General features: G+C 54.6%; 1 pseudogene (cut by both window edges). It reads left to right on the forward strand.

What is annotated here, in order from left to right:
* Window positions 1–18,719: pseudogene (locus QNO02_RS03320) on the forward strand (non-ribosomal peptide synthase/polyketide synthase) (it extends past both window edges: 8,649 nt to the left, 23,206 nt to the right).

Below are 18,719 nucleotides of genomic sequence, written 5' to 3' on the forward strand. Positions count from 1 at the left end.
GCGCGCGGAGGACACTCGCTGAAAGCAGTGACTTTGGTGTCGCGCGTGCATCAGCAGCTGGCGGTGGAGCTGCCATTGCGAGAGCTGTTCGCGCGACCGACAGTGAAGGCATTGGCGGACTATGTGCGTAGCACGGAACGAAGCAACTATGGCCGGATTGAACCCGCAGCAATACAGACAACGTATCCGTTATCATCGGCGCAGCGGCGGTTGGCCGTACTGCACGAGATGGAGCCGGAGAGCACGCGGTACAACATGCCGGGCGTGGTGGAACTTACCGGAAAGATCGACACAGATCGGCTGGCACAAGCGATTCGGTCGATCATCCATCGTCACGAATCGCTACGCACGTCGTTTATCTGGGTAGATGGCGAACCCAGACAACAGGTGCATCAAGACGTACCGTTGGAATGGGTCTACCGGGAAGTAGACGAAGCAGAAGCATGGGAGTTCAGTGAGCGGTTCGTGCGACCATTCTCTTTGGAGCAGGCACCGTTACTCCGAGCTGCACTGCTGCGAATGGCGGAAGATCGCTACTGGCTGGTGTGGGACATGCATCATATTGTGTCAGACGGGGTGTCGATGACCCTGTTGGTGTCAGACTTCCTATCGGCATATGCCGGAGAGGAACTGACACCGCTGCGGATTCAGTACAAGGACTACGCCGTGTGGCAGCAGAGCACGCTTGAGGTGGAGCGGATGCAGGCACATGAAGCGTATTGGCTGTCGGTCTACGCTGAGGAAGTGCCGGTATTGGAACTGCCGACCGACCGGACGCGACCATCGGTGCCAAGCAGTGAAGGCGGACAAGTCCATACGGAAGTGAATGCCAAGACCGTAGAAGGGCTGAAACGAATCGCGGATGAAACGGGAGCAACGCTGTATATGGTACTGCTGGCGGCGTACAACGTGTGGCTGCACAAGTATACTGGGCAGACGGACATGGTGGTCGGGACCCCGGTGGCCGGACGGACGCATGAGGATATGGCACCGATGATTGGGATGTTCGTGAATACGCTGGCGCTGCGTAACGCGCCGTCGGGGGAGAAGCGCTTCATGGACTTTGTGGGTGAAGTGAAGGAACGGACACTGGCGGCATTTGACCATCAGGACTATCCGTTTGAGGAATTGGTGGAGAAGCTGGATGTGCGTCGTGACCTGGGCCGCAACCCGTTGTTTGACACGATGCTGGTGCTGCAGAACATGGAGCAGGAACGATTTGAGCTGGCGGGTGTAGAGGTTCGTCCGGTTGAGATCAGCCACCTGACAACGAAATTTGACTTAACGTTGAACGTTACGGAGAGTGATCACGGACTGCAGCTAGTGCTGGAATACAGCAGTGCGCTGTTTAACGAGGCGACAGCCAAGCGGTACCTAATGCACTATGTGCAGCTGTTGTCCCAAATCACAGTACGGCCGGAAGCAAGAATTGGAACGTATGAGCTGGTTACGCCAGAGGAGAAACAGCAATTACTGCACGAATTCAACGACACAGCGGCGGAATATCCGCGGGAAGCAACGATTCACGGGCTGTTTGAAGCGCAGGTGGAGCGGACGCCAGATGCGGTAGCGGTGGCGTATGGAGATCAGCAGCTGACCTATGCGGAGTTGAATGCGCGGGCGAATCAGCTGGCGTGGACGCTGCGCGAGCAAGGTGTGGGGCCAGAGTGTATCGTGGCGATTATGGCAGAACGCTCACTGGAGCTGATGGTCGGGCTCTATGGCATCTTGAAAGCCGGCGGGGCGTACCTGCCGATTGACCCATCGCTGCCTGCTGAACGCATCGGGTATATGCTCAGAGACAGCGGTGCGCTAGTACTGCTGTTAGATTCTGGCATGGATTCATGCGGATTCGAAGGAGCCGTTGTCGAATTGACACCTCAAGGGCAAGGGCAATCTGAAAGCAACCCGCCGTTAGAGCAGGATTCTGATAGTTTGGCTTACGTGATCTACACCTCAGGGACAACAGGGAACCCGAAAGGGGTGATGATGGGTCACCGTTCAGTCATTAACAGGCTGCAATGGATGCAACATTGTTACCCTATTGGGGAGCAAGATGTCCTGTTGCAGAAGACGCCAATCACATTTGATGCTTCGGTATTGGAGCTGTTCTGGTGGGGCACGACCGGATCCCGGATCTGCATGCTTGCGCCGCAGGGAGAGAAAGATCCCGTAGTACTGGCCAAAACCATTGAGCGGCATGGGGTTACAGTAATGCATTTTGTACCATCAATGCTGAGCGTCTTCCTGGAGCAAGCGGGCCAAGTATTCCACCAAGAAAAGCTGGGCAGCTTGCGGCGGGTCTTTGCCAGCGGCGAGGCACTAAAGCCGCAGCATGTGACCGGTTTTTATAAGCTATTGGAAGGAAGTGGAGCAACGCTTCACAACCTGTATGGGCCAACGGAAGCGGCCGAAGTTTCCTATTTTGACTGCATGTCCTCTCACATGAAAACAGCTATACCAATCGGTAAACCACTGGCCAATACACAGCTGTACATTGTGAATGACCAGTTACAACTCCAACCGATCGGTGTGTTAGGTGAGTTGTACATCGCGGGAGATGCATTGGCGCGGGGGTACTTTAACCAGCCGGAGCTGACGGCGGAGAAGTTCGTCGACAACCCGTTTGAGCCGGGGACGAAAATGTATCGGACAGGGGATCTGGCAAGGTGGCTGCCGGATGGGAACGTAGAATACTTAGGCCGGATGGACCATCAAGTGAAGATCCGGGGCTACCGGATCGAGTGTGGGGAGATCGAGGCGCAGCTTTTGACCCATGCCCAGATCCGGGAAGCGGTCGTCATGGACCGGAAGGATGAACAAGGCGAGGCATACCTGTGCGCGTACCTTGTGAGTGACAAAGTGATGCCGGTACCCGAGCTACGGGAACACTTGGCAGCCCAGCTGCCGGACTATATGATCCCGTCTTACTTTGTGGAGCTGGAGACGATTCCACTTACCAGCAACGGTAAGGTGGACCGCAAGGCGCTGCCAGCGCCAGATCGGGAAGGGTACACGGAAAGCTATGAAGCGCCGCGGGATGCACTGGAGATGCACTTGGCGGAGCTATTTGCGGAAGTGCTGAGCGTAAGCGAGATAGGGATTGGTGACTCATTCTTCGCGCGCGGAGGACACTCGCTGAAAGCAGTGACCTTGGTGTCGCGCGTGCATCAGCAGCTGGCGGTGGAGCTGCCACTGCGAGAGCTGTTTGCGCGGCCGACAGTAAAGGCGCTGGCCGACTATATACGCTGGGCAGAACAAAGGGACTACGGCCGAATTGAACCCGCAGCAATACAGACATCGTACCCGTTGTCGTCAGCACAGCGGCGGTTGGCCGTACTGCACGAGATGGAGCCGGAGAGCACGCGGTATAATATGCCGGGTGTCGTAGAACTCGCCGGCAAGGTCGATGCAGATCGACTGGAACAAGCGATTCGTTCGATCATCCATCGTCACGAATCCCTACGTACGTCGTTTATCTGGGTAGATGGCGAACCCAGACAACAGGTGCATGAAGACGTGCCGTTGGAATGGGTCTACCGGGAAGTAGACGAAGCAGAAGCATGGGAGTTCAGTGAGCGGTTCGTGCGACCATTCTCTTTGGAGCAGGCACCGTTACTCCGAGCTGCACTGCTGCGAATGGCGGAAGATCGCTACTGGCTGGTGTGGGACATGCATCATATTGTGTCAGACGGGGTGTCGATGACCCTGGTGGTGTCAGACTTCCTATCGGCATATGCCGGAGAGGAACTGACACCGCTGCGGATTCAGTACAAGGACTACGCCGTGTGGCAGCAGAGCACGCTTGAGGTGGAGCGGATGCAGGCACATGAAGCGTATTGGCTGTCGGTCTACGCCGAGGAAGTGCCGGTATTGGAACTGCCGACCGACCGGACGCGACCATCGGTGCCAAGCAGTGAAGGCGGACAAGTCCATACGGAAGTGAATGCCAAGACCGTAGAAGGGCTGAAACGAATCGCGGATGAAACGGGAGCAACGCTGTATATGGTACTGCTGGCGGCGTACAACGTGTGGCTGCACAAGTATACCGGGCAGACGGACATGGTGGTCGGGACCCCGGTGGCCGGACGGACGCATGAGGATATGGCACCGATGATTGGGATGTTCGTGAATACGCTGGCGCTGCGTAACGCGCCGTCGGGGGAGAAGTGCTTCATGGACTTTGTGGGTGAAGTGAAGGAACGGACACTGGCGGCATTTGACCATCAGGACTATCCGTTTGAGGAACTGGTGGAGAAGCTGGATGTGCGTCGTGATCTGGGCCGCAACCCGTTGTTTGATACGATGCTGGTGCTGCAGAACATGGAGCAAGCCTCTTTGCAGCTGGAGGGTGTAGACGTTCGTTCGGTCGAACTCCATCATTCGACGACGAAATTTGATCTGCTCCTAAATATTACGGAGGAAAATCAAGGAATACAGTTGTGGCTGGAATACAGCAGCGCGCTGTTTAACGAGGCGACGGCCAAGCGGTACCTGATGCACTATGTGCAGCTGTTGTCCCAAATCACAGCGCAGCCGGAAGCAAGAATTGGAACGTATGAGCTGGTTACGCCAGAGGAGAAACAGCAATTACTGCACGAATTCAACGACACAGCGGCGGAATATCCGCGGGAAGCAACGATTCACGGGTTGTTCGAAGCGCAGGTGGAGCGGACGCCAGATGCGGTAGCGGTGGTGTATGGAGATCAGCAACTGACTTATGCGGAGTTGAATGCGCGGGCGAATCAGCTGGCGTGGACGCTGCGCGAGCAAGGTGTGGGGCCAGAGTGTATCGTGGCGATTATGGCAGAACGCTCACTGGAGCTGATGGTCGGGCTCTATGGCATCTTGAAAGCCGGCGGGGCGTACCTGCCGATTGACCCATCGCTGCCTGCTGAACGCATCGGGTATATGCTCAGAGACAGCGGTGCGCTAGTACTGCTGTTAGATTCTGGCATGGATTCATGCGGATTCGAAGGAGCCGTTGTCGAATTGACACCTCAAGGGCAAGGGCAATCTGAAAGCAACCCGCCGTTAGAGCAGGATTCTGATAGTTTGGCTTACGTGATCTACACCTCAGGGACAACAGGGAACCCGAAAGGGGTGATGATGGGTCACCGTTCAGTCATTAACAGGCTGCAATGGATGCAACATTGTTACCCTATTGGGGAGCAAGATGTCCTGTTGCAGAAGACGCCAATCACATTTGATGCTTCGGTATTGGAGCTGTTCTGGTGGGGCACGACCGGATCCCGGATCTGCATGCTTGCGCCGCAGGGAGAGAAAGATCCCGTAGTACTGGCCAAAACCATTGAGCGGCATGGGGTTACAGTAATGCATTTTGTACCATCAATGCTGAGCGTCTTCCTGGAGCAAGCGGGCCAAGTATTCCACCAAGAAAAGCTGGGCAGCTTGCGGCGGGTCTTTGCCAGCGGCGAGGCACTAAAGCCGCAGCATGTGACCGGTTTTTATAAGCTATTGGAAGGAAGTGGAGCAACGCTTCACAACCTGTATGGGCCAACGGAAGCGGCCGAAGTTTCCTATTTTGACTGCATGTCCTCTCACATGAAAACAGCTATACCAATCGGTAAACCACTGGCCAATACACAGCTGTACATTGTGAATGACCAGTTACAACTCCAACCGATCGGTGTGTTAGGTGAGTTGTACATCGCGGGAGATGCATTGGCGCGGGGGTACTTTAACCAGCCGGAGCTGACGGCGGAGAAGTTCGTCGACAACCCGTTTGAGCCGGGGACGAAAATGTATCGGACAGGGGATCTGGCAAGGTGGCTGCCGGATGGGAACGTAGAATACTTAGGCCGGATGGACCATCAAGTGAAGATCCGGGGCTACCGGATCGAGTGTGGGGAGATCGAGGCGCAGCTTTTGACCCATGCCCAGATCCGGGAAGCGGTCGTCATGGACCGGAAGGATGAACAAGGCGAGGCATACCTGTGCGCGTACCTTGTGAGTGACAAAGTGATGCCGGTACCCGAGCTACGGGAACACTTGGCAGCCCAGCTGCCGGACTATATGATCCCGTCTTACTTTGTGGAGCTGGAGACGATTCCACTTACCAGCAACGGTAAGGTGGACCGCAAGGCGCTGCCAGCGCCAGATCGGGAAGGGTACACGGAAAGCTATGAAGCGCCGCGGGATGCACTGGAGATGCACTTGGCGGAGCTATTTGCGGAAGTGCTGAGCGTAAGCGAGATAGGGATTGACGACTCATTCTTCGCGCGCGGAGGACACTCGCTGAAAGCAGTGACCTTGGTGTCGCGCGTGCATCAGCAGCTGGCGGTGGAGCTGCCACTGCGAGAGCTGTTTGCGCGGCCGACAGTAAAGGCGCTGGCCGACTATATACGCTGGGCAGAACAAAGAGACTACGGCCGAATTGAGCTTGCAGTGCCGCAGTCCACGTATCCATTGTCATCGGCGCAGCGGCGGTTGGCTGTGCTGCACGAGATGGAGCCGGAAAGCACGCGGTACAACATGCCAGGCGTGATGGAACTCACCGGAAAGGTCGACGAAGATCAGCTGGCACAAGCGATTCGGTCGGTCATCCATCGTCACGAATCGCTACGCACGTCGTTTATCTGGGTAGACGGTGAACCCAGACAACAGGTGCATGAAGACGTGCCGTTGGAGTGGGTCTACCGGGAAGTAGACGAAGCAGAAGCACGGGAGTTCAGTGAGCAGTTCGTGCGACCATTTGCGCTGGAACAGGTGCCGTTACTCCGAGCTGCATTGCTGCGACTGGCGGAAGACCGCTACTGGTTGATGTGGGACATGCATCACATCGTGTCGGACGGGGTGTCGATGACTCTGTTGGTGTCAGACTTTCTCACGGCATATGCGAGAGAGGAACTGGCACCGCTGCGGATTCAGTACAAGGACTACGCCGTGTGGCAGCAGAGCACGCTTGAGGTGGAGCGGATGCAAGCGCATGAAGCATACTGGCTATCGGTCTACGCCGAGGAAGTGCCGGTGCTGGAACTGCCGACCGATCGGATACGTCCGGCGGTGCCAAGCGGCGAAGGTGGGCAAGTCCATACGGAAGTGAATGCCAAGACCGTAGAAGGGCTGAAACGAATCGCGGATGAAACGGGAGCAACGCTGTATATGGTACTGCTGGCGGCGTACAACGTGTGGCTGCACAAGTATACTGGGCAGACGGACATGGTGGTCGGGACCCCGGTGGCCGGACGGACGCATGAGGATATGGCACCGATGATTGGCATGTTTGTCAACACGCTGGCACTGCGTAACGCGCCATCGGGGGACAAGTCGTTCATGGACTTCGTGCGCGAAGTGAAAGAGCGGACGCTGGCGGCATTTGACCATCAGGACTATCCGTTTGAGGAACTGGTGGAGAAGTTGGATGTGCGCCGTGATCTGAGCCGTAACCCGATGTTTGATACGATGCTGGTGCTGCAAAACATGGAGCAGGCACGATTTGAGCTGGCAGGAGTAGATGTTCGTCCGGTTGAACTCCATCATTCGACGACAAAGTTTGATCTGCTGCTAAACATTACAGAGAGTGTTGAAGGGTTGCAGCTAGTGTTGGAATACAGTAGCACGCTGTTTAATGAGGAGACCGTGGAACGATACCTGATGCATTTTGTGCAGCTCGTGTCCCAAATCACAGCGCAGCCGGAAGCAAGGATTGGTACGTATGAGCTGGTTACCTCAGAGGAGAAACAACAGCTGCTGCATGCATTTAATGACACAGCGATGGCATATCCGCGGGAAGCAACGATTCATGGGTTATTCGAAGCGCAGGTAGAGCAGACACCGGATGCGGTGGCAGTGGTATACGGGGATCAGCAGCTGACCTATGCGGAGCTGAACGCGCGGGCGAATCAGCTGGCGTGGACGCTGCGTGAGCAAGGTGTGGGGCCGGATACGGTAATTGGAATTGCAGCTGAGCGTTCGTTAGAAATGATCATCGGCTTACTGGGGATATTGAAGGCAGGCGGTGCATATTTGCCGATCGACCCGGTGTTACCGTTTGAACGTATCCGATCGATGCTTAAGGACAGTGGCGCACGTGTACTTTTGCGTCATCAGGGAATGGAAACTTATGAGTTTCAAGGGCGTATGCTGCAATTTGAGGATGTAGAGACAAGTGAGCGGCTTGAAACGAATCCCAATTTCACAGTGATGCCAAGCCATTTAGCGTATGTGATATACACGTCTGGGACGACCGGTCAGCCGAAAGGCGTAATGATCGAGCATCGCTCCGTCGTCAATTTTTTCTTTGGTATGACAGCGAGGATTACATTTGAGCCGACCAAGCCGATCCTATTCGCAGCGACATTGTCCTTCGATATCTCGGTCGTTGAGACATTACTGGCTTTAACCCGGGGCATGCGCATCATTGTGGCCACCCAGGATCAGCAGAGAGATCCGCAGCAATTAACGGAACTGATTAAGCGCTATAAAATAGCAATGGTGCAAGGAACACCTTCAAGGCTTCATACGCTATTAGCTGTTGGTTCTGATTATTCCTGGCTGGAGAGCGTGAGCGACATCATGGTTGGCGGGGAGACGCTACCAGAGGATTTGCTGAATCAATTGCAATCACTGTCTTCTGCAGCGATATATAACATGTATGGCCCGACGGAAACGACGGTCTGGTCGATGTTGCGAGATGTCAGCGTAGAGAAGACAGCGACAATTGGAAGTCCGAATGCTAACATGCGGTACTATGTTGTAAATTCATATAATCAACTACAGCCGATTGGCGTTGTAGGGGAGCTATGTATAGCAGGCGACGGTTTAGGACGCGGTTATATTAATGAGCCTGAACTGACAATGAAGAAATACGTGGATAATCCATTTGAGCCAGGTACGCGGATGTATCGGACAGGGGATTTTGGGAGATGGCAGTCGGGCGGTAACCTTGTCTACATGGGACGAATGGACCACCAAGTGAAAATTAGGGGATATCGTATTGAGTGCGGAGAGATTGAAGTTAAGCTGAAAGAGTACGAGCACATCCGCCAAGCAGTGGTATTGTCTCGGAACGATGAGCAAGGGCAGGCATATCTATGCGCTTATCTGGTATGCAACTTGCCGCTAGTAGTAACTGAAATACGAGCTTACCTGTCTCGATATCTGCCAGACTATATGATCCCGTCCTATTTTGTGGAGCTGGAGACCATTCCACTTAATAACAACGGTAAGGTGAACCGCAAGGAACTTCCGGAACCAGACCGAGAGACATACATGAAAGCTTATGAAGCGCCGCGGGATGCACTGGAGATGCACTTGGCGGAGCTATTTGCGGAAGTGCTGGGCGTAAGCGAGATAGGGATTGGTGACTCATTCTTCGCGCGCGGAGGACACTCGCTGAAAGCAGTGACCTTGGTGTCGCGCGTGCATCAGCAGCTGGCGGTGGAGCTGCCATTGCGAGAGCTGTTCGCGCGACCGACAGTGAAGGCATTGGCGGAATATGTGCGTAGCACGGAACGAAGCAACTATGGCCGGATTGAACCCGCGGCAATACAGACATCGTACCCGTTGTCATCGGCGCAGCGGCGGTTGGCCGTACTGCACGAGATGGAGCCGGAGAGCACGCGGTACAATATGCCGGGCGTGATGGAACTTACCGGAAAGATCGACGAAGATCAGCTGGCTCAAGCGATTCGGTCGGTCATCCATCGTCACGAATCGCTGCGCACGTCGTTTAGCTGGGTAGACGGCGAACCCAGACAACAGGTGCATGAAGACGTACCGTTGGAGTGGGTCTACCGGGAAGTAGACGAAGCAGAAGCATGGGAGTTCAGTGAGCGGTTCGTGCGACCGTTCGCGCTGGAACAGGCGCCGTTACTCCGAGCTGCACTGCTGCGACTGGGGGAAGAGCGCTACTGGCTGGTGTGGGACATGCATCATATCGTGTCGGACGGCATGTCGATGACTATTTTAGTATCGGACTTCCTCACGGCGTATGGTGGCGAGGAGCTGGCGCCGCTGCAGATCCAGTACAAAGACTACGCCGTGTGGCAGCAAAGTACGCTTGAGGTGGAACGGATGCAAGCACATGAAGCGTACTGGCTGTCGGCGTATGCGGAGGAAGTGCCGGTACTGGAGCTGCCGACCGACCGGACACGTCCGGCGGTACCAAGTAGCGAAGGTGGGCAGGTTCATACGCAGATCAGTGCGGAGGTAGCCGAAGGGCTGAAGCGAATTGCGACAGAGACCGGAGCAACGCTGTATATGGTGCTGCTGGCGGCGTATAACGTGTGGCTGCACAAGTATACGGGGCAGACAGACATGGTGGTCGGGACCCCGGTGGCTGGACGGACCCATGGCGATACAGAGCCGATGATAGGGATGTTTGTGAACACGCTGGCGCTGCGTAACGCTCCGTCGGGGGAGAAACGATTCTTGGACTTTGTGGGCGAAGTGAAAGAGCACACGCTGGCCGCGTTTGAGCATCAGGACTATCCGTTCGAGGAACTCGTAGAGAAGCTGGATGTGCGCCGTGATCTGAGCCGCAACCCGTTGTTTGACACGATGCTGGTGCTGCAGAACATGGAGCAAGCATCCTTGGAGCTGGCGGGCATAGAGGTTCGTCCGGTTGAGCTGAGCCACCTGACAACAAAATTTGACTTCACACTCAATGTGGTGGAGCGTGAACCAGGACTTCAGCTGATGCTGGAATACAGCCGCGCGCTATTTAACGAGGCGACGGCCAAGCGGTACCTGAGGCACTTTGTACAGCTAGTGTCCCAAATCACAGTACAGCCGGAAGCGAGTATTCACTCGTATGAGTTGGTCACATCAGAAGAGAAGCAGCAGCTTCATGCATTTAACGACACAGCGGTGGATTATCCGCGGGAAGCAACGATCCACGGGCTGTTTGAAGCCCAGGTGGAGCAGACGCCGGATGCGGTGGCAGTGGTATACGGGGATCAGCAGCTGACCTATACGGAGCTGAACGCGCGGGCGAATCGGCTAGCGTGGACGCTGCGCGAGCACGGTGTGGGAGCAGAATGTATCGTGGCGATTATGGCGGAACGCTCACTGGAGCTAATGGTCGGGCTCTATGGCATCCTGAAAGCTGGAGGGGCGTACCTGCCGATTGATCCATCGCTGCCTGCGGAACGCATCGGGTATATGCTCAGAGACAGTGGTACGGCAGTACTGCTGCTAGATCCGGGCCAAGATCCATGCGGATTTGAAGGGGCTGTCGTCGAATTGGCACCTCAGGGACAAACACAATCGGAAAGTAACCCGCCGTTAGAGCAGGATTCTGACAGTTTGGCGTACGTGATCTATACCTCGGGGACCACCGGGAACCCGAAAGGGGTTATGATTGAGCATCGTTCCGTCATCAACCGTCTGCAGTGGATGCAGCATCGCTACCCAATGGGAGAGCAGGACGTTCTCTTGCAGAAGACACCGATTACGTTTGACGTGTCGGTGTGGGAATTGTTCTGGTGGGGCATGACGGGGGCTCGGGTCTGTATGCTTGCACCGCAGGGAGAGAAAGATCCAGCGGTACTAGCGGAAACCATTGAGCGTCATGGGGTTACAGTAATGCATTTTGTACCGTCGATGCTGAGCGTCTTCCTGGAGCAGGCTGGAGATGCCTCTAACCGAGAGCAACTCAGCAGCTTGCGCCGCGTCTTTGCCAGTGGGGAAGCGTTGAAGCCGCAGCATGTGACCGGTTTTTATAAGCTCGTGGAGGGAAGCAAAGCAACACTTCACAACTTGTACGGGCCGACGGAAGCGACAGTCGAAGTCACGTATTACGACAGTGCTTCCACCTTTGCGGAAGATGCAGTGCCGATCGGCAAGCCGATTGCGAATACGCAGCTGTACATTGTGAATGATCATCGTCAGCTGCAGCCGATGGGTGTCGCGGGGGAACTATGTATCGCAGGGGACGGTCTGGCCCGCGGATACGTGAACCAGCCGGAGCTGACGGCGGAGAAATTCGTCGACAACCCGTTTGAGCCGGGAACACGGATGTACCGGACGGGCGATTTGGCGAGATGGTTGCCGGACGGAAATCTGGAGTACTTGGGTCGGATCGATCATCAGGTGAAGATCCGGGGCTACCGGATCGAGTGTGGAGAGATTGAGGCGCAGCTTCTGGCACATGCGCATATCCGTGAAGTGGTCGTCATGGATCAGAAGGATGAGCTAGGCGATGCGTACTTGTGCGCATATCTTGTAAGTGCTGAAACGGTTCCGGTTGCAGAACTGCGGGAACATCTGGCGGCACAGCTGCCGGACTATATGATCCCGTCGCACTTTGTGGAGCTGGAGAACATTCCCCTTAACCTTAACGGTAAGGTGGACCGCAAGGCGCTGCCGATACCGGATCGGGAAGCATACACCCAAAGCTATGAAGCGCCGCGGGATGCGCTGGAGACGCAATTGGTGGAGCTGTTCGCAGGGGTGCTGGGGGTCAACGAGGTCGGTATCGGTGATTCGTTCTTCGAGCGCGGCGGTCACTCGCTGAAAGCAGTGACGCTGGTGTCGCGTATCCATCAGCAACTGGCGGTGGAGCTGCCCCTGCGGGAGTTGTTCGCGCGACCAACAGTGAAGGCATTGGCTGACTATGTGCGCAACTTGGATGAAAGCGACTATGGCCGGATTGAGCCAGCGGCGCCGCAGTCCACGTATCCATTGTCATCGGCGCAGCGGCGATTGGCTGTACTGCACGAGATGGAGCTAGAGAGCACGCGGTACAACATGCCGGATATCGTAGAACTCGCCGGCAAGGTCGATGCAGATCGACTGGAACAAGCGATTCGTTCGGTCATCCATCGTCACGAGTCGTTGCGCACATCGTTTATCTGGATTGACGGTGAACCAAGGCAACAGGTGCATGAAGACGTGACACTGGACTGGGAATGTCGGGATGTAGAAGAAGCTCAGGCGCAGGAATACATGCGGCGCTTCGTACGTCCGTTCGTGCTGGATCAAGCGCCGTTGTTGCGAGCCGAGCTGCTGCGATTAGCAGAAGATCGCTATTGGCTACTGTGGGATATGCATCATATCGTGTCGGACGGCGTGTCAATGAATATATTAGTATCGGATTTCCTGGCGGCGTATGCCGGGAAGGAACTGGCGCCGCTGCGGATCCAGTACAAAGATTACGCAGTCTGGCAGCAGGGCACGCTCGAGGTGGAGCGGATGCAAGCACATGAAGCGTACTGGCTGTCGGCGTATGTGGAGGAAGTGCCGGTGCTGGAGCTGCCGACCGACCGGATCCGTCCGGCGGTATCAAGTAGCGAAGGCGGGCAGGTCCATACACAGATCAGTGCGGAGGTAGCCGAAGGGCTGAAGCGAATTGGGAGAGAGACCGGAGCAACGCTGTACATGGTGCTGCTGGCGGCATATAACGTGTGGCTGCACAAGTATACCGGGCAGACCGATATCGTGGTGGGCACACCGGTGTCGGGACGGACCCATGGCGATACGGAACCAATGATCGGCATGTTTGTCAACACGTTGGCACTGCGTAACGCGCCATCGGGGAACAAGCGGTTCATCGACTTCGTACGTGAAGTGAAAGAGCAGACGCTGGCCGCGTTTGAGCATCCGGACTATCCATTCGAGGAACTCGTAGAGAAGCTGAACGTACGCCGTGATCTAAGTCGTAACCCGCTGTTTGACACGATGTTGGTGCTGCAGAATATGGAAGAGACGCGCTTTGAGTTGGTGAATGTTGAGGTTCATCCAGTGGAACTGAACCACCCGACCACGAAGTTTGATTTCACACTGAATGTGGTGGAGCGTGAGCCAGGACTTCAGCTGACGCTGGAATACAGCCGCGCGCTGTTCAACGAGGAGACGGTGGAACGATACCTGAGGCACTTTGTGCAGCTGGTGTCCCAAATCACAGTACAGCCGGAGGCAAGGATTGGAACGTATGAGCTGGTCACACCAGAGGAGAAACAGCAACTGCTGCACGGATTCAACGACACAGCGGCGGAATATCCGCGGGAAGCAACGATTCACGAACTGTTCGAAGCCCAGGTGGAGCGGACACCGGATGCAGTAGCGGTGGTATACGGAGATCAGCAGTTGACCTATACGGAGCTGAACGCGCGGGCGAATCAGCTGGCGTGGACGCTGCGGGAGCAAGGTGTAGGGCCAGACCGAATGGTAGCCATTATGGCGGAACGCTCGCTGGAACTGATGGTCGGGCTTTACGGTATCTTGAAGGCCGGCGGGGCCTATGTACCGATTGATCCATTGCTGCCTGCGGAACGCATTGGGTATATGCTTAGGGACAGCAACGCGGTAGTGCTGCTAGTTCAACCTGGCCTGGATCCATACGGATTTGAAGGTACGGTCATCGAGTTGAACCCTGGAGGAGAAGCACCATCCGAGGTCAATCCGCCGCTAAATCTGGATTCGGGGCATTTGGCGTATGTGATCTATACCTCGGGAACCACCGGGAACCCGAAAGGGGTCATGATTGAGCATCGTTCAGTTGTTAATTTTATTGCAGGGATGGGACAATTGATTCCCTTTACTCTCGCGAAGTCAATTTTATCTGCGACGACGCTGTCGTTCGACATCTCGGTGGTAGAGACGCTGCTGGCGTTCACGCAAGGCATGCGAGTCGTGATAGCGAGCGAAGAAGAGCAGAAGGATCCGCAGCAGCTGGCGAGGCTAATTGAGCGCCAGGGTATCGACATGGTGCAGATGACGCCATCGCGCCTGAAGATGCTGTTATCGGCGGGCTGCGAAGCATGGCTGGAAGGCGTGACGGAGGTACTGGTCGGCGGAGAGGCATGGCCCGACGATTTGCTAGCAGATTTTCAAAATAAATCCAAGGCGGCACTGTTCAATATGTATGGTCCGACGGAGACGACGATTTGGTCCGCAGTGCGGGAAGTGACGACTGAACAGAGCGTGACTATCGGAGGGCCGATTGCTAATACACAGCTGTACATTGTGGATGATCAGGGGCAGTTGCAGCCGATGGGTGTCGCAGGTGAACTGTGCATCTCGGGGGACGGTCTGGCGCGAGGGTACCTCAATCGGCCAGAGCTGACAGCGGAGAAATTCGTCGACAACCCGTTTGAGCCGGGAACGCGGATGTACCGAACGGGGGATTTGGCAAGATGGTTGCCTAATGGCAATCTGGAGTACTTGGGCCGGATGGATCATCAAGTGAAGATCCGGGGCTATCGGATCGAGTGTGGAGAGGTAGAGGCGCAGCTTTTGACGCATGCACATATCCGCGAAGTCGTTGTGTTGGCTCGCGAGGATGAGCAAAGCCAGGCGTACTTGTGCGCGTACCTTGTAAGTGATGAAGCTGCCCCAGTGATTGAGCTACGGGAACACTTGGCAGCCCAGCTGCCAGAGTATATGATCCCGTCTTACTTTGTGGAGCTGGAGAACATTCCACTTAGTAGCAACGGTAAGGTGGACCGCAAGGCGCTGCCCGCGCCGCAAGGATTGGTGCAGGGGGCAAGGGAATACCTCTCGCCGCGCAGCAAGACAGAGGCGGAACTGGTCACGATATGGCAGGACGTACTTCAGATTGAACAAGTCGGGATACAAGACAACTTCTTTGAACTGGGCGGGGATTCGATCAAAGCCGTTCAGATTGTAGCACGGCTGCGAGGCCATCAGTTGCACCTGGTAATCCGGGATCTCTTCCGGTATCCGACGATTCTGGAATTGAGCTCGCATGTGCAGCCGCTGACCCGCCAGATTGATCAGGGTCTGATAGAAGGTGAAGTGGAATTAACGCCGATCCAGCAAAGATTGTTGGATCGGTCGCCGCAGCTGCCGCACCATTATAACCAGGCGGTCATGTTACACCGCCGGGACGGATTCGACGAAGGCATCCTGCGGCGTGTGTTTGAACGGATTATTGCACATCACGATGCGTTGCGAATGAGGTACCGCGAAGAAGCACTGGGTCTCGTGCAGTGGAACCATGGTCTGGCAGAGGCAAGTGTTAGTCTGGATGTGACCGACTTGCGTGGCGAACCCGCCGTGGATACGCGAATCGTCGCGGAAACTGATCGCCTGCAACGGGCATTGCATCTGGAGCAGGGGCCATTGATGCGCCTGGGGCTGATGAAGACCGATGAAGGCGATCATCTGCTGATCGTGATTCACCATCTGATGGTGGACGGGGTGTCGTGGCGGATCCTGTTTGAAGATGTGCAAACCGGGTATGAGCAGGCGCAGCGAGGGGAGGCGATTAGCTTTCCTGAGAAGACGGACGCGTTCCAAACGTGGTCTGCGGCACTGGCACACTATGCGAACAGTGAGGTCCAGCTGGGTGAAATTGCTTATTGGAGAAAAATCGAGCAGACACCGGTTGCGGACCTGCTGGCGGATGAAAGGCTTGATGATGGTCAAACCGCCGAAGCAGTGTCGATCCAGCTTTCACGGGAGGAAACGTCACAGCTCTTGAACCAGGTAGGTCGGGCGTACAATACGGAAATCAACGATATCCTGCTAACGGGGCTGGGCCTAGCGCTTCAGGAATGGACCGGCGAGAATCGGTTTATCGTAGACGTAGAAGGGCATGGCCGGGAAGGGATTGGAGAAGCATTGGATGTCAGCCGTACGGTTGGTTGGTTTACGACCATGGTACCTACACTGCTGGATTTAGAAGCATGCGAGGAGATATCTGACTGTATCAAGACGGTGAAAGAAGAACTGCGCAAGGTGCCGAACAAAGGACTCGGGTATGGCGTGCTAAAATACCTGACGGCAGCGGAGTACAAGCAGGAGCTGGAGTTTACCCTTCACCCGGAGATCTGCTTCAACTACTTGGGCCAGTTCGACTGGGATGTGACGACGGGGGTATTTGAACCGTCGGCATACGGAACAGGCAGCAGCATTGACCCGAACCGCCCGAGCGAGTACAAGCTGAGCTTGAACGGGATGGTGATTGATGGGGAGCTGGTATTTACGTGTGAATATGCAGCGGAGGTGTACCGGCGAGAAACGGTAGAATGCTGGATGACGCGTTATGCAGAACAGCTTCGCCGCCTAATCGCCCACTGCACCCAGCAGATACACAGTGAAAAGACTGCAAGTGATTTTAGTTCTAGTGGATTAGAAATTGATGAAGTTGAGAGTATTTACTCATTGCTTGAACAAATAGACTAGGTAAAACGAGTACACGTTTGGGGGAGGATGCAAAGACATCCCCCCAAACGTTTTTATTAATGAGGATATGAGGATAAGGACCAAGTATCTAAACTAAATGTTCGGGAGGGAAATATGAGTATAGGAAGAGATTCAATAAAAGACATGTATTATCTAACGCCTATGCAAGAAGGTATGTTATTTCATTCGATGTTTCAAAAATCAAACGAGTATTTTGAACAATATACCTTGGAGCTTGAAGGTGATTTGAATGAGACCCTAGTTAATCAGACATTTGCGAAGCTGATTGAACGATACGATATACTTCGAACCATCTTTGTCTGGGAAAAGGTGAAGAAATCTGTTCAAGTTGTATTGAAAAATAAAAATACGGACTTGAATTTCGAAGATATTTCTCAGCTAAGTGAAAGTGAAAAGTCTATTTATATAAACAATTATAAATTGAAAGATCGTGATGAGGGTTTTAACTTATTGAGAGGGCCTTTGATTCGATTAGCAGTTCTAAAAAAAGAATCCAATTCATACATAATGATTTGGAGCTTCCACCATATCCTAATGGATGGTTGGTGTGTAAGTATTCTTATGCAAGAATTCACACATATTTATCACTCCTTAATGACTAATCAGTCAAATCGACTTGATACACCAATACAATTTAGCCGATACATGCAGTGGATTGAAAAACAGGACAAGGAAGCAGCGCGGCAATACTGGAGCCAGTACTTGGTAAACTATGAGCATCAGGCAATTGTGTCGCGAACGTCGGGGAAAGCAGAACAAAGAGGAATTGAACTGGAGGGGCATGTCTTCCGTCTGGATCGGGAGCTCACCCAAGGGCTGGAGCAGGTGGCACGCCAGGCCCAAGTGACGCTAAACACGGTGATACAAACGATCTGGGGACTGCTACTGCAAAAGTACAACCAGAGCGAAGATGTGGTTTTTGGAGCAGTTGTATCGGGAAGATCGGCCGAAGTACCTGGAATAGAGCGGATGATAGGCCTGTTTATCAACACGATACCAGTGCGGATTAGAAGCTCTTCCGATCAGAGCGTAATGACGTTGCTGCAGCAGGTACAGGATGCGGCGCTGGGGTCAGAACCTCATAGCCATTATCCATTGTATGAGATTCAAGGGCTGAGCTCAATGAAGCAAGATCTAATTGACCACATTTTGGTATTCGAGAACTATCCGGTTGCCGAAGCGATCGGGCAAGCAGGAGAGACAGACGAAGCTGGATTTAGGATTCGTGACATCGACATATACGAACAGACTAATTATGACCTCACAGTCGTGATATCCCCGGGGGAAGCGTTGTCGATTGAATTCCGGTATAACGCCAAGGTATACGAGGGAGCGTTCATCCGTCGAATGGAGGGGCATATCCGAGAGATTGCACAGGACATGCTGGCGAATGCAGAGCGGCCGGTGGGATCGATAGCGCTGGTTACGCCAGAGGAGAAACAGCAATTGCTGCACGGATTCAACGACACAGCGGCGGAATATCCGCGGGAAGCAACGATTCACGGGTTGTTTGAAGCGCAGGTGGAGCGGACGCCAGATGCGGTAGCGGTGGCGTATGGAGATCAGCAGCTGACCTATGCGGA

Origin of the sequence: Paenibacillus sp. PK1-4R, from assembly GCF_030369595.1 — a bacterium.
Taxonomy (GTDB): Bacteria; Bacillota; Bacilli; order Paenibacillales; family Paenibacillaceae; genus Paenibacillus.